Source organism: Mesorhizobium sp. P170090 (assembly GCF_057786115.1).
The window spans coordinates 1561932-1575874 of sequence record NZ_JBYNWH010000001.1 but is presented as its reverse complement, the minus strand read 5'-3'; the positions used below and the strand labels follow the sequence as shown (position 1 = coordinate 1575874).

16 protein-coding genes are annotated in these 13943 nt (G+C 63.2%); 12 read left to right on the top strand and 4 right to left on the bottom strand.

Annotation, left to right across the window (positions count from 1 at the left end):
* Positions 1-39 precede the first annotated feature (39 nt).
* Positions 40-813: an enoyl-CoA hydratase gene (locus tag AC3EML_RS07710; RefSeq protein WP_023681994.1), complete on the top strand. Its 774-nt coding sequence runs from the start codon at positions 40-42 to the stop codon at positions 811-813.
* Between the two features lie 159 nt (positions 814-972).
* Positions 973-1239 (top strand): 30S ribosomal protein S20, encoded by a 267-nt coding sequence (gene rpsT / locus AC3EML_RS07705; protein WP_023681995.1) that lies wholly within the window; start codon positions 973-975, stop codon positions 1237-1239.
* Between the two features lie 26 nt (positions 1240-1265).
* Here rpsT and AC3EML_RS07700 read toward each other — a convergent pair whose 3' ends face one another.
* Complete coding sequence (locus AC3EML_RS07700) at positions 1266-1481, bottom strand: hypothetical protein (RefSeq protein ID WP_156933890.1); 216 nt, start codon at positions 1479-1481, stop codon at positions 1266-1268.
* A 605-nt stretch (positions 1482-2086) separates the two neighbouring features.
* On the opposite strand from AC3EML_RS07700, the gene dnaA reads away from it, so the two are divergent.
* The 7 genes from dnaA to AC3EML_RS07665 all read left to right on the top strand — a co-directional run bounded on the left by dnaA (position 2087) and on the right by AC3EML_RS07665 (position 9175).
* Positions 2087-3631 (top strand): chromosomal replication initiator protein DnaA, encoded by a 1545-nt coding sequence (dnaA, locus tag AC3EML_RS07695; protein WP_031195619.1) that lies wholly within the window; start codon positions 2087-2089, stop codon positions 3629-3631.
* A gap of 277 nt (positions 3632-3908) precedes the next feature.
* Positions 3909-5027, top strand: a complete 1119-nt coding sequence (dnaN, locus tag AC3EML_RS07690; RefSeq protein ID WP_352521655.1) for a DNA polymerase III subunit beta — start codon at positions 3909-3911, stop codon at positions 5025-5027.
* Between the two features lie 62 nt (positions 5028-5089).
* Positions 5090-6235, top strand: coding sequence for a DNA replication/repair protein RecF (gene recF, locus AC3EML_RS07685; RefSeq protein WP_352521654.1), 1146 nt, complete (start codon positions 5090-5092; stop codon positions 6233-6235).
* A 31-nt stretch (positions 6236-6266) separates the two neighbouring features.
* On the top strand, positions 6267-7022 hold the full coding sequence (locus tag AC3EML_RS07680; RefSeq protein ID WP_023681998.1) for a molybdopterin-synthase adenylyltransferase MoeB: 756 nt from the start codon (positions 6267-6269) through the stop codon (positions 7020-7022).
* 4 nt (positions 7023-7026) lie between these two features.
* Positions 7027-7515, top strand: coding sequence for a GNAT family N-acetyltransferase (locus AC3EML_RS07675; RefSeq protein WP_023755156.1), 489 nt, complete (start codon positions 7027-7029; stop codon positions 7513-7515).
* Positions 7512-8765: an aconitase X gene (locus tag AC3EML_RS07670; RefSeq protein ID WP_023682000.1), complete on the top strand. Its 1254-nt coding sequence runs from the start codon at positions 7512-7514 to the stop codon at positions 8763-8765. Before AC3EML_RS07675 ends, AC3EML_RS07670 begins: the two co-directional genes overlap by 4 nt.
* Positions 8762-9175, top strand: a complete 414-nt coding sequence (locus AC3EML_RS07665) for an aconitase X swivel domain-containing protein (RefSeq protein ID WP_023834323.1) — start codon at positions 8762-8764, stop codon at positions 9173-9175. Before AC3EML_RS07670 ends, AC3EML_RS07665 begins: the two co-directional genes overlap by 4 nt.
* Positions 9176-9187: 12 nt before the next feature.
* On the opposite strand, the gene AC3EML_RS07660 is transcribed toward AC3EML_RS07665, so the two are convergent.
* Positions 9188-10189, bottom strand: a complete 1002-nt coding sequence (locus tag AC3EML_RS07660; RefSeq protein WP_023703476.1) for a 2-hydroxyacid dehydrogenase — start codon at positions 10187-10189, stop codon at positions 9188-9190.
* Positions 10190-10346: 157 nt separating this feature from the next.
* Between AC3EML_RS07660 and AC3EML_RS07655 the strand changes: the two genes are divergently transcribed.
* Entirely contained in the window at positions 10347-10904 is a 558-nt protein-coding gene (locus AC3EML_RS07655) for an SH3 domain-containing protein (RefSeq protein ID WP_023669569.1), read from the top strand.
* Between the two features lie 13 nt (positions 10905-10917).
* Here AC3EML_RS07655 and AC3EML_RS07650 read toward each other — a convergent pair whose 3' ends face one another.
* On the bottom strand, positions 10918-11277 hold the full coding sequence (locus tag AC3EML_RS07650; RefSeq protein WP_023688733.1) for a DUF4260 domain-containing protein: 360 nt from the start codon (positions 11275-11277) through the stop codon (positions 10918-10920).
* A gap of 10 nt (positions 11278-11287) precedes the next feature.
* The gene (gene irrA / locus AC3EML_RS07645) at positions 11288-11719 is read right to left on the bottom strand and encodes an iron response transcriptional regulator IrrA (RefSeq protein ID WP_023688734.1); all 432 of its coding nucleotides are present in this window, start codon (positions 11717-11719) and stop codon (positions 11288-11290) included.
* A 344-nt stretch (positions 11720-12063) separates the two neighbouring features.
* Between irrA and fabA the strand changes: the two genes are divergently transcribed.
* Both fabA and fabB read left to right on the top strand, forming a co-directional pair.
* Positions 12064-12579: a 3-hydroxyacyl-[acyl-carrier-protein] dehydratase FabA gene (fabA, locus tag AC3EML_RS07640; RefSeq protein WP_023669566.1), complete on the top strand. Its 516-nt coding sequence runs from the start codon at positions 12064-12066 to the stop codon at positions 12577-12579.
* Positions 12580-12701: 122 nt separating this feature from the next.
* Positions 12702-13922, top strand: coding sequence for a beta-ketoacyl-ACP synthase I (gene fabB / locus AC3EML_RS07635; RefSeq protein WP_460221932.1), 1221 nt, complete (start codon positions 12702-12704; stop codon positions 13920-13922).
* The last annotated feature ends 21 nt before the right edge of the window (positions 13923-13943 follow it).

Sequence of the window (13943 nt, the reverse complement as noted above, 5' to 3'; positions counted from 1 at the left end):
CTAGACGGTCCTTCAGTGCCGCAACCAGGAGGCCAGCCCATGAGCTATGAAACCATCATCGTCGAGACGCGCGGCAAGGTCGGCCTGATCACGTTGAACCGGCCCAAGGCGCTCAACGCGCTGAACGCGCAGGTGCTGGCGGATTTGCTGACGGCGGCAAAGGGGTTCGACGCCGATCCCGGCATCGGCGCCATGGTCATCACCGGTTCCGAGAAGGCTTTTGCGGCGGGCGCCGACATCAAGGAAATGCAGGCCGTCACCTACGCGGAGGCCTATGTGCAGGATTTCTTCGTCGGCTGGGAAGAGTTTACCCGTGCGCGCAAGCCGATGATCGCGGCGGTCGCCGGCTATGCACTGGGCGGCGGCTGCGAACTGGCGATGATGTGCGATTTCATCATTGCCGCCGACACGGCGAAATTCGGCCAGCCCGAAATCACGCTCGGCGTCATTCCCGGCATGGGCGGGTCGCAACGGCTGACCCGCTTTGTCGGCAAGTCGAAGGCCATGGACATGTGCCTGACCGGTCGGATGATGGATGCCGCCGAAGCCGAGCGCAGCGGCCTGGCCTCGCGCGTCGTGCCGGCCGGCGAGTTGATCGAGGAGGCGATGAAGGCCGCGGCCAGGATATCAGAGTTTTCACTGCCATCGGTGATGATGGCCAAGGAGGCAGTCAACCGCGCCTACGAGACGACGCTGGCGGAGGGACTGCGCTTCGAACGCCGGCTGTTCCACTCGCTGTTTGCGCTCGACGACCAGAAGGAAGGGATGGCCGCCTTTGCCGAGAAGCGGAAGCCGAATTTCACCAATCGCTAGAGTGGCGGCGGCGAGGACCAAAAAGAAGCCAAAGCGGCGTTGACGCGCCGGAAAAGCTGAACTATAAGCCGCTCCAACCGAGGCGGCCGTTGGCTGCCCGTTTGTTTTTTGCGCCCTGCGGCATCCCGCATGCGCCCACCAGATCAGAAGAGAGGCATCATGGCCAATACCTCCTCGGCCAAAAAGGCAACGCGCAAGATCGCCCGCCGCGCAGCGATCAACAAGAACCGCCGCTCGCGCGTGCGTACATATGTCCGCCAGGTCGAAGAGGCACTGGCTGCCGGCGACAAGGCAGCCGCGCTGGAAGCCTTCAAGACCGCAGAGCCGGAATTGATGCGCGCCGCGACCAAGGGCGTGATCCATAAGAATACGGCATCGCGCAAGGTGTCGCGTCTGGCTCACCGCCTCAAGGTGCTGTCGGCCTGATTGACCGTTCCTGAACTGTCGTTCTTTCAAACCCGGCCAATCGCGCCGGGTTTTTTCGTTTGCCGGCAAGCACTTAAAAAGAACGGCCGCAAAGCATGCCCGAGCCGCATTCCAGAGTCCGGAATGCTTTGCCGGCACATACACTCCCACTGATATTCCAATCCGCCGAAACGGCCCACGCCAATAAATTTGGCTGTCACAAATTGCTGATATTTTTCAGTGGCTTGCTGGAAGTGATCCACAGCTTGTTCACATCGCCTGTGGGCGACAGGCAGCAAGTTGGTGTCAAGCGAATTATTTCAGAAAATTTCAAACCGCACAGCCATTTTCATATTCGCGGCAAAAGGGTTTGAATCCCAATGGCTTTGTCAAAATATGCGCTTCCAGCACGGAGCCCGAACCGTTGTTCACTAACCAGATTCCTTAAAAATCCGTTAGAGGTGGCCTTGCCCTATCCACAGCGATTTCGGTAATGTCGGTCTATCGAAAGGGACGGGCCATTAGCCCTTAACCCAGCCTGAATCGGCCAGCTAACAGTGGCAGAATTCATGACGTGGATCAATTCCGCGAACGGGTATGGCTTGCCTTTTCGATACGATAGGGGACTGGCGTAATTGTACATGGCAGCTTGATGGCGCACCGGCGTTTTCGCCGGGTAGCACCGCTTTGCCCGAACATGTCAGACGGACTGGCTTTAAGCAGCCGGGACCCATCCCATTCTGACGAGGCAACGTCATCCGCCGGCGGCGGCGGTGGTGTTGTAGCGAAGATACGGTCGCCGGAAACATGGGTGCAGGAGGCGCACTCCCGGCGGAAAAAAGGTACAAAGGAAAAGGGACGCACAATCATGCAGAGCGGCATCGAGCGGGAGCTTACGGGCGACCTGCCATTTCCCGGAACATTGGTCGGAGCGCACGATATGGCGGCTTCCAGCGACGCGGAACAGAAGTTCGACCGGGTCAAGGCCCAGTTGAAGGCGCGCCTGGGAACCGAGGTCTATTCGAGCTGGTTCGGCCGTATGAAGGTGGCTGAGGCTTCCCGGGGCATTGTACGCATCTCGGTGCCCACGGCCTTCCTGCGCTCGTGGATCAATGGCCATTATCTCGATCTCATCGCCGATCTGTGGAAGCACGAGGATCCCGAAATCCTCAAGATCGAGATGGTCGTGCGCACCGCGACCCGTCCTGCCCGCAATGGCGTCGAACCCGAGGCCGTGCCGGCGCGCAAGATGACCAAGCATACGCAGACCGCATTGGCGGCCGGCACGGTCGGCCCCGGCAGGGTGGAGCGGGCGCCCGCCCCTCGTCCCGGCACGCCGATCGAGAGCGAATTCCGGCACAATGTGCTGGGGTCGCCGCTCGACCCGCGCTACACGTTCGGCTCCTTCATCGAAGGCCCGTCGAACCGGGTGGCTTTCGCCGCAGCCAAAGCCGTGGCGGAATCGCAGTCGAGCGCGGTGCGCTTCAACCCGCTGTTCCTTCATGCGACCGTCGGGCTCGGCAAGACGCACCTTTTGCAGGCGATTGCGGCCGAATCCCTGAAACAGAACCCGAAATCGCGCGTCGTCTATCTGACGGCCGAATATTTCATGTGGCGCTTCGCCACCGCGATCCGCGACAACAATGCGCTGACGCTGAAGGAACAGCTGCGCGACATCGACCTCTTGATCATCGACGACATGCAGTTCCTGCAGGGCAAGTCGATCCAGCACGAATTCTGCCATCTCATCAACATGCTGCTCGACAGCGCCAAGCAAGTGGTGGTTGCCGCTGACAGGCCGCCGTCGGAACTGGAATCGCTGGAACCGCGGGTGCGCTCGCGCCTCAATGGCGGTGTCGCGCTGGAAATGTCGGCGCCGGACTTCGCCATGCGCATAGGCATGCTCAAACTTCGGCTTGCCACCGCCAAGGTTGACGATGCATCGCTCAATATTTCGGAGGAGATCCTCAACCATGTCGCCCGCACGGTGACCGGCAGCGGTCGTGAGCTGGAGGGCGCGTTCAACCAACTGCTGTTTCGTCAGTCGTTCGAGCCGGCGATCACCATCGACCGCATCGACGAGATCCTGGGGCACATCTATCGCTCTGGCGAGCCGAAGCGGGTGCGCATCGAGGACATCCAGCGCATCGTGGCGCGCCACTACAATGTGTCGAAGACCGAGTTGCTGTCCAACCGGCGAACGCGCACCATCGTGAAGCCCAGGCAGGTCGCCATGTACCTGTCGAAGGTATTGACGCCGCGCTCGCTGCCGGAGATCGGCCGGCGGTTCGGCGGGCGCGACCACACCACGGTGCTGCATGCGGTGCGCAAGATCGAGGACCTTTCCGGCGTCGACAACACGCTGGCGCAGGAACTGGAACTGTTGCGCAGGCTGATCAACGACCAAGCCTGATCGGCGCGGCAAACGGTCGTCGCGCTTTAAATTTTCTTGTTTTGATGCATGTCGTTGTCCCAAAACCGCTGCGCAGTTTTCGGCGACATGCATCGGTTGCCGGCCAACGTCCGCTTTATCCCCAGAAAGCCCGCTTAACCGGCGCGAACCGGTGGCCCGGACTTGCGTTTGCTGGCTTTTTCCTGTCAGTTTGCATAGATTCTGAGCCTGTTCAGACCTTTCGCGGGGCGCCGCCCACTGGTGACCCGTCCATTCATTCAAGCGAGCCTGTTTCGTCATGCGTGTTATCCTGGAACGGTCCAATCTCCTGAAGTCGCTCAACCACGTTCATCGCGTGGTCGAGCGGCGCAATACCATACCGATCCTGTCGAACGTGCTGCTCAGCGCCGAGGGCGCCAGCCTTGAAATGAAAGCCACCGACCTCGACCTCGAAGTGACCGAAGCGACGCCGGCAAAGGTCGAGCGCGGCGGGGCGACGACGGTTCCGGCGCACCTGCTCTACGACATCGTGCGCAAGCTGGCCGACGGCGCCGAAGTGATGCTGAAGACCGACGAGGACGGCAACGCCATGACGGTAACGTCGGGCCGCTCGAGCTTTCGCCTGCAATGCCTGCCGCAGTCCGATTTCCCGGAGCTTTCGGCGGGATCCTTCTCACACATCTTCCGGCTCGATTCCGTCGCCCTGAGAGGCCTTATCGAAAAGACCCAGTTCGCCATCTCCACCGAAGAGACGCGCTACTATCTCAACGGCATCTACCTGCACACGCATGAAACTGGCGGCAAGCTGAAGCTGCGTTCGGTGGCGACCGACGGCCACCGCCTGGCGCGCGCCGAGATCGACGCTCCGGCCGGGTCCGAAGGCATGCCGGGCATCATCATTCCGCGCAAGACGGTCAGCGAATTGCAGAAGCTGGTCGACGATCCCGATGTCGCGGTGACCACCGAATTGTCCGACACCAAGATCCGCTTCACCATCGGCAGCGTGGTTCTGACCTCGAAGCTGATCGACGGCACTTTCCCGGACTACCAGCGCGTCATTCCGACCGGCAACGACAAGAAGCTGATCATCGACCGCCAGAGCTTCGCCGCCGCCGTCGATCGCGTCTCGACCATTTCCTCCGAGCGCGGCCGCGCGGTGAAGCTTTCGATCTCCGAAGGCCAGGTGACGCTTGCCGTCAACAATCCGGATTCGGGCAGCGCCACCGAGGAACTGGCCGCTGATTACTCCTCAGACCCGATCGAGATCGGCTTCAACGCCAAATATCTGCTCGACGTCGCTGCTCAACTGACCGGCACGGAAGCCAAGTTCATGCTGGCCGATGCCGGTTCGCCGACGCTGATCCACGACATGGCCGATGAGACCGCGCTCTACGTGCTGATGCCGATGCGGGTGTAGCAGCCGCACTGCGGCACACTGCAGCAGAATTGATTGCGGCGACTTCTACAGGCGGATAGCGGTTGCCGGAACAAAGTCACATAAGGAAGCTAACACTTACGAATTTCCGCAACTATGCGGCGCTGTCGATCGGCTTTTCCCCCGGCCCTGTGGTGTTTTCCGGCGACAATGGCGCCGGCAAGACCAATCTTCTGGAAGCCATCTCCCTGCTGACGCCGGGCCGCGGCCTGCGCCGTGCGCCCTATGTCGACGTGGCCCGCGAAGGCGGCGATGGCGGCTTTGCGCTCCACGCAAGGCTCGACGGGCCGGAGGGACAGGTCGAGATCGGCACCGGCATCACCGGGGGTGAAGCGGCCGGCGAGGGCGGTCGCAAGGTGCGCATCAATGGCGCGCCGGCACGGTCGGCAGACGCCATGCTGGAATGGCTGCGCGTCGTCTGGCTGACGCCGGCCATGGACGGCCTGTTCCCCGGACCTGCCGCCGACCGGCGGCGCTTTCTCGACCGGCTGGTTTTGGCTGTCGATCCCGGCCACGGCCAGCGTGCGCTCGATTACGAGAAGGCGATGCGCGGACGTAACCGCTTGCTTACGGAAGGCTCGCGCGATGGCGCCTGGTTCGACGCCATCGAGATGCAGATGGCCGAAACCGGCGTGGCGATCGCGGCTGCGCGCGCCGAACTGGTACGCCTGCTTACCGCCATGATCGACAGGCTGCATTCCAGCGGGCCGTTTCCGCAGGCCGACATCAGCCTCTCCGGCGACCTTGAAAGCGACGTCGCCACAGCACCCGCCGTGGACGTCGAGGAACGCTATCGCGCCGCCCTTGCCGACGGCCGCGAGCGCGACCGCGCCGCCGGACGCACGTTCGATGGCCCGCACCGTTCGGATCTGCTGGTGCGCCACCGCCCCAAGGCGATGCCGGCCGCACTCTGCTCGACCGGAGAGCAGAAGGCGCTGCTGGTCGGCATCGTGTTGTCGCACGCAAGGCTGACCGGCGAGATGTCGGGGATGACGCCGATCCTGTTGCTCGACGAGATTGCCGCGCATCTCGATGCCGGCCGGCGCGCCGCGCTGTTCTCGATCCTGGAAGAGCTGAGCTGCCAGGCCTTCATGACCGGAACCGACGCCGCGCTGTTTTCCAGCCTGAGGGGACGCGCGCAGTTCCTCACCGTCGACCACGGCACGGTTGGGCCAACCGAAGAGACCTGACAAGCTTTTTGCTCCGCTATATGGTCCGGCAATGACCCCTGCCGCCCTCACCGACGAAGAGCTCGAACGCTATGCCCGCCACATCGTGCTGCCCGAGATCGGCGGCGCCGGCCAGCAGAGGCTGAAGCGGGCGCGGGTACTGGTGATCGGCGCCGGCGGCCTCGGCGCGCCGGTGCTGGAATATCTCGCTGCCGCCGGCGTCGGCACGCTTGGAATCGTCGACGACGATATTGTCTCGCTGTCCAATCTGCAGCGGCAAGTGATCCACGCCACCCATACGGTCGGCACGGCGAAGACCGAGAGCGCCAAAGCAGCGATCGCCCGGATCAATCCCCATGTCGCGGTGGAATTGCACGATTTCAGGCTGACGGCCGACAATGCTGCCGTTCTCGTCGCGCGCTACGACGTGGTCGTCGACGGCTCCGACAATTTCGAGACGCGCTATGTGGTGGCGGATGCCTGCGCGGCGGAAAAGCGGCCGCTCGTGCATGCCGCCGTCGGCCGCTTCGACGGCTCGGTGACGGTGTTGATGCCGTTCGGGACCGGCGCCGACGGCAGACCGAACCCTGGATATCGCGACCTCTTTCCTGAAGCGCCGCCGGAAGGACTGGTGCCGTCCTGCGCGGTGGCCGGGGTCGTCGGTGCGCTGACCGGCGTCATCGGCACCTTGCAGGCAATGGAAGCCATCAAGCTGATCACCGGTATCGGCGAACCACTGGTCGGCCGGCTGCTGCTCTACGATGCGCTGTCGGCGCGCTTCGACACGATCCGCTACAAGAGAAGCTGACCGCATGGATCAGCCTGCCAGTGTTTTGGTCACGCAGTTCGCCCCCGGCTTCGACCGCTGGGACGAACTGCTCAGCCTGATCATGCGCGCCTTTGCACCGATGGACGGCGTCATCGACCCGCCCTCCTCTGCGCATCTGCTGTGCGTCGAAAGCCTGAGGGACAAGGCTGGGCGGGAAACGGTGTTCGTGGCTCTGCAGGGCGGCCAGATCGCAGGCTGCGTTTTTGCGCTGGAGAGACCCGATGATTTCTATATCGGCAAGTTCGCCGTCGAACTCGGGCTTCAGGGCCAAGGCATCGGCAGACGATTGATGCAGGCTGTCGAGGACCTTGCCCGCAACCGCAACAAACCCGCCATCGAACTGCAGACGCGGGTCGAGCTCACGGCAAATCACGCAACCTTTGCGCGTCTCGGCTTCCGCGAAACCGCGCGCACGGCGCATGACGGTTATGACCGGCCGACCTCGATCACCATGCGCAAGGAGTTCGCGTGAGCCTCGCCCTCAGCGCACAGGAGCAGACAATCGCCTCCGGCCATGACGGGGCGGCGATGGCGATGCGCATCGTTGCCGAAAGCGCTGCGCTGCTCGGCGCGCCGCGACTGATCCCGATCGCCTCGACGCATATAGACGGCGCGCTCTATCACGGCGATTCCGGCACGCTGTTTGCCGAAAGGCTGGTCGATGGCGGCGCCAGGGTCGCGGTGCGCTCGACGCTCAATGTCGGCGCGCTCGACCTGATGGGCTGCTCGCGCGTGCGCCTCGAAGAGCCGGCGCGCGGCATGGCGCGACGAATGATGGAGGCCTACCGCAAACTGGGCTGCGAGCAGAGCTGGACCTGCGCGCCCTATCAGGCCGGCCACAGGCCAGCGCTTGGCAGCGATGTCGCCTGGGGTGAATCCAACGCGGTGGTGTTCTGCAATTCGGTGCTGGGGGCACGCACCAACCGCTATGGCGACTTCCTCGACATCGCCTGCGCCATATCGGGCCGCGCGCCGGATTACGGCCTGCATCGCCCCGAGAACCGGCAGGCACGGCTGGTGTTCGATGTGTCCGGCCTCTCCGCCTCGTTCCTTGGTTCGGAGATCGCCTGGCCGGTGCTGGGCAACCTCTACGGCCGTGAGGTCGGCAACGCGGTCGGCGTCGTCACCGGCATATCCAGCCATCCCGGCGAGGATGCGCTGAAGGCCTTCGGCGCGGCGGCGGCATCGTCGGGCGCCGTCGGCCTGTTCCATATCGCTGGGGTAACGCCAGAAGCGCCCGACGCCGAGACCATCCTGGTGGGCGGCAGGCCGGAAACGATGATCCGCGTAACGCCGGAGATGGCCATGAAGGCCCGCGCCGGCCTGTCCACCGCAGCCACGCAGACCGCCATCGATGCCGTGGCGATCGGCAGTCCGCATCTGTCTTTGGCCGAATTCGATGCACTTGAGCGGCTGATTGGCGGGCGGCGGCTCAGCGTGCCGATTTACGCCTGCACCGGCCGCCACGTGCTCACCAGGCTGGAGCAGAACGGCAAGCGCAAGATGCTCGAAGCCAGCGGCGTCATCATCGTCGCCGACACCTGCGTGGTGGTGACGCCGATCCTGCCGAATCTGGCCGGCGGCGTGCTGATGACCAATTCGGGAAAATTCGCGCACTACGCGCCGGGCAATACCGGTTACGCCGTGCTTTACGGCTCGCTGGCCGACTGCGTGGAAAGCGCGGTTGCCGGTAAGCCCAGGTTTACGGATATCGCCGCATGAGCGCCGTCGCTGAAATCCTGGTGCCGGGCAGCGGAGGCGAAGGGCTGGCCTTGGTGCTGACGGCGCCGATCAGCTTCTGGGGCGGCGTCGATCCGAAGAGCGGCCGCATCGCCGATGTCCGTCACCCGCAGCATGGCGAGACCATTTCCGGGCGTGTGCTGTTCCTGCCCGGCACGATCGGCTCGTCCTCAGCGTCAGCCGTGCTGATGGAACTCGTCCACAATGGCCATGCGCCGACGGCACTCGTGCTGCACGAGCCGGACGCGATCCTGCTGCTTGGCTTGATTGTGGCCAGGGAAATGGGCTGGCCGACGCCGGTAGCGCTCAGGCTCAGGCGCGACGCTTTTGAGGCCTATCGCGGCAAGCGTGTGAGTGTCGCGGCGGATGGCGCCCTCACAACCGCATCCTGAACGCGGCCCGCTTCAAGTCCGTAGCGGCAGCACGCGGTCCGGCGGCCGGTGGCCGTCGAAGAAGGCGCGGATGTTGATGATCACCTTCTCGCCCATGTCGATGCGGCCCTCGATCGTCGCAGAACCCATATGCGGCAAAAGCACGACTTTGTTCTTGGCGGCAAGCTTCAGCAGTTTCGAGTTCAGCGCCGGTTCGTGCTCGTAGACGTCGAGGCCGGCGCCGGCGATCTTGCCGTCCTGGATCAGCTTGACCAGCGCTTCCTCGTCGATGATGTCGCCGCGCGCGGTGTTGACCACATAGGCGGTGGGCTGAAGCAGAGCTAGGCGCCGCGCCGAAAGCAGATGAAAGGTCGCCGGCGTCGACGGGCAGTTGATCGAGATGATGTCCATGCGGGCAAGCATCTGGTCGAGGCTTTCCCAATAGGTCGCCTCCAGCCCTTCCTCGACCGCCGGCAGCACGCGATGGCGGTTATGGTAGTGGATCGACAGGCCGAAAGCCTTGGCGCGCCTCGCAACCGCAGTGCCGATGCGGCCCATGCCGACGATACCGAGGCGCTTGCCCCAGATGCGCCGGCCGAGCATCCAGGTCGGCGACCAACCGGCCCATTTCTTGTCGCTGGTGAGCACATTGGCGCCTTCGGCCAGCCGCCGCGGCCCGGCCAGCATCAGCGCCATGGTCATGTCGGCCGTATCTTCGGTCAGCACGTTCGGCGTGTTGGTGACGGTAATGCCTTTCTTGGCCGCCGCCGCCACATCGATCTTGTCGACGCCATTGCCGAAATTGGCGATCAGCTTGAGATTGTCGCCGGCCTGGGCAATTAGCGCCGCATCGATCTGGTCGGTGATGGTCGGCACCAGCACATCGGCTTCCTTGATCGCCGCGACCAGCTCCGGCTGCGTCATCGGGCGGTCCTCGACATTCAGCCTGGCGTCGAAGAGTTCGCGCATGCGGGTCTCGACCGGATCGGGCAGCTTGCGCGTGATGACGACGAGAGGCCGTTTTTTGCCTGCCATTGTTTCCTCGAACCCGATCTCGTTGAGACCTCTTTAACCAAGACAGGCGAAACTGAATACCGGTCGCGGTGCCTGCCACTCCTGTAACAAGCGGTGCCGCCGAAGACAAAGAAAAAGGGGCGCCCGGACCAAAGGGCACGCGCCGAAAGGAATGAAAGTGTCTGGTTTCGCGTCGCTTCGCCTGATCCTCAGCGCAGCGCTTCTCGGCGCTCTCCTGCATTCCCCGCAAGCCGCGGCGCAAGGTGCCGCCGCACCTGTGCAGACGGTCACGCTCGGGCCGAGCGGCCTGCCGCTGCCGCGTTTCGTCAGCCTGAAATCGGCTCGCGTCAACTCGCGCGTTGGCCCCGGCGCCAACTATTCCGTCGACTGGATGTACACAAAGGCCGGCCTGCCGATGGAAATCATCCAGGAATTCGATACCTGGCGGCGGGTGCGCGATGCCGATGGCTCGGAGGGTTGGATCAACCAGTCGCTGCTGTCCGGCCGCCGGACCGCGATCGTCGCCCCTTGGCAACGCACCAAAGGTGGCCGAATCAATCTGCTCGACGATGCCGATAAGGACGCCAGCGTCATCGCCATCATCGAGCCGGGCGTTACGGGCACGATCAAAACCTGCGATGGCCAGTGGTGCGAAATGACCTTCGACGGCCACACCGGCTGGATCGCCCAGTCGCAGGTGTGGGGCGCCTATCCCGGCGAGCACGTCAAGAATTGAGATTGCTGGAGGCCTAACGGCCGATACGGCCGAGATGGGTGTCCTGAAAACCGGCCGACAGTTTGAGACCGTAGCCGAGCGCGCGGTCGACGGCGATGTGGATGATCCAGATCAGACCAATCGCGGTCGCCGTCGAATTGGCCAGAACATATCCGGCGAGCGCCAGCAACAGCGGGACGATCAATATGTGCAAGGCATTGTAAGCGACAGCGCCGATCCGTGCCCCGGCGAGATAGCCCAGCATCGACAGGTCTGGCGCCAGGATAAGCAGGGCGAACAGCCACCAGGAAACGCCTGACGCGGCATAGGCGACTATAGCCACGACCGCGACCGCAACCCATTCGAGCCGGATTGCAAAATCGACAGGTTTCACGGGTTGGGGCTTAAACGCTGCGTTTCGGGCGCAGCCTCACCACGATGTCGACATTGGCGATCTCCATACCTGCGGGTGGCTCCGGCAGGTTGGAGACGGTCACCGGACCGCTTTCTATATCGAAGATCCTGTTTTCGCCTTCGATGTAAAAATGATGGTGATCGGAGGTGTTGGTGTCGAAATAGGTCTTGGACCCCTCGACCGCCAGGATGCGCAGCAGGCCGGCCTGGGTGAACTGGTGAAGCGCGTTGTAGACGGTGGCGAGCGAGACCGGCACGCCGGCGGCGACCGCCTCTTCATGCAGTTCCTCGGCCGAAAGGTGGCGGTCGCCCTTGGCAAACAGCAGATCGGCCAGCGCAATGCGTTGGCGTGTCGGCCTGAGGCCGGCTTCGCGAACCCGCTTGTCCACAGCGACATTTTCCTTCCGGCAGCCCAGATCCATCTATCCGTCCAAGCCCACAGTTCTGCCTCAAGACACGCCCAGAGTGGCGAAAAAACCTCATCAACCGAAACTGGATACCTCCCGACATATATTCTGTTGGCGGAATACGATCAATAGAGCGACGTGCGTCCAGTTGGACGCACTAAGTGCGCTCTATTGCTTTTTTGGCGTCGCATCGTGCTTTCCGGAATCGAGATCGATTTCGGGCCGATGCGAGAGCGCGCATTGACCCGGGCAGACGGGCGGGTTAAGCGCAAACGCCGGTTTCCGGACCGAAAGGGATTGTGTTAGGAAACCAACGACAAGGGCGCCCCACCGCCCGGGACATTATGGGGACGAGACATATGGCGGGTTCGAAATCCAGCTACGGTTATGAGGAATTGCTTGCCTGCGCCCGCGGCGAGCTGTTTGGGCCTGGCAACGCCCAGCTGCCCTATCCGCCGATGCTGATGTTCGACCGCATCACCGAGATCAGCGAGACCGGCGGCGCCCACGACAAGGGCTTCATCCGTGCCGAATTCGACATCAAACCGGACCTGTGGTTCTTCGCCTGCCATTTCATCGGCAATCCGATCATGCCGGGGTGCCTGGGCCTTGACGCCATGTGGCAATTGACGGGTTTTTACCTCGGCTGGCTCGGCGAGCCGGGCAAGGGCATGGCGCTGTCGACCGGCGAAGTGAAGTTCAAGGGCATGGTGACGCCATCGGTCAAGAAGGTCGAATACGGCATCGATTTCAAGCGCGTGATGCGCGGACGCCTGGTGCTCGGCATCGCCGATGGCTGGCTTAAGGCCGACGGCGAACCCATATACGCGGCGACAGACCTCAAGGTGGGGCTGTCCAAGCAATCGGCCGCCTGACCGGCGCCACTGCAGCAGGGCGTTCCCGGACGCGCAACGACGCTGCGGCATTTTGATTTTGCGTATGATCGCCGGCCAAAACCGGCTACGGTTTCGGGATCATCCGCTGGAAGGAGTTGCGAATGAGAAGGGTCGTCGTCACAGGCCTCGGCATCGTATCGTCGATCGGCAACAACGCCAACGAGGTGCAATCCTCGCTCCACGATGCCAAATCGGGCATCAGCTTCTCCGATTCCTTCGCCGAACACGGCTTCCGCTGCCAGGTCTGGGGCGCGCCGACGCTCGACCCGACCCCTATGATCGACCGGCGTGCCATGCGCTTCCTGAGCCAGGGCGCGGCCTGGAACCATGTCGCGATGGACCAGGCGATCGCCGACGCCGGGCTTGGCGAAAGCGACATCACCAATGAGCGCACCGGCATCGTCATGGGCTCGGGCGGCCCCTCGACCCGCACCATCGTCGAGGCGGCCGAGACCACGCTCAAGAACAACAGCCCCAAGCGCATCGGTCCGTTCGCGGTGCCGAAGGCGATGTCGTCGACCGCGTCGGCGACGCTCGCCACCTGGTTCAAGATCCACGGCGTCAACTATTCGATCTCGTCGGCCTGCTCGACCTCGGCGCATTGCATCGGCAACGCCTACGAACTGATCCAGTGGGGCAAGCAGGATGTGATGTTTGCCGGCGGCCATGAAGACCTCGACTGGACGATGTCGGACCTGTTCGATGCCATGGGCGCGATGTCGTCGAAGTATAACGATCGTGCGCCGACAGCTTCCCGCGCGTATGACGCCAATCGCGACGGCTTCGTCATCGCGGGCGGCGCGGGCGTCCTCATCCTGGAGGAGCTCGAACACGCCAAGGCGCGCGGCGCCAAGATCTACGCTGAGATCGTCGGCTATGGCGCGACGTCGGACGGTTACGACATGGTGGCGCCGTCGGGCGAAGGCGCGGTGCGCTGCATGCGCCAGGCTCTGGCGACGGTGTCCACGCCGGTCGACTACATCAACACCCACGGCACCTCGACGCCGGTCGGCGATTCCCGGGAAATGGGCGCCATCCGAGAGGTGTTCGGCGACACGATGCCGTTCATCACCTCGACCAAGTCGCTGACCGGCCATTCGCTGGGTGCCGCCGGCGTACAGGAATTGATCTACTCGATCCTGATGATGCAAGGCGGCTTCATCGGCGAGAGCGCCCATATCGAAAACCTCGATCCCGAATTCGAGGGCATGCCGATCGTGCGCAAGCGCATCGACGACGCCAGGATCGACACGGTTTTGTCCAACTCGTTCGGCTTCGGTGGCACCAACGCAACGCTGATTTTCCAGCGCTATTCCGCATAAGGCCAGCGTTTTATTGTAGGG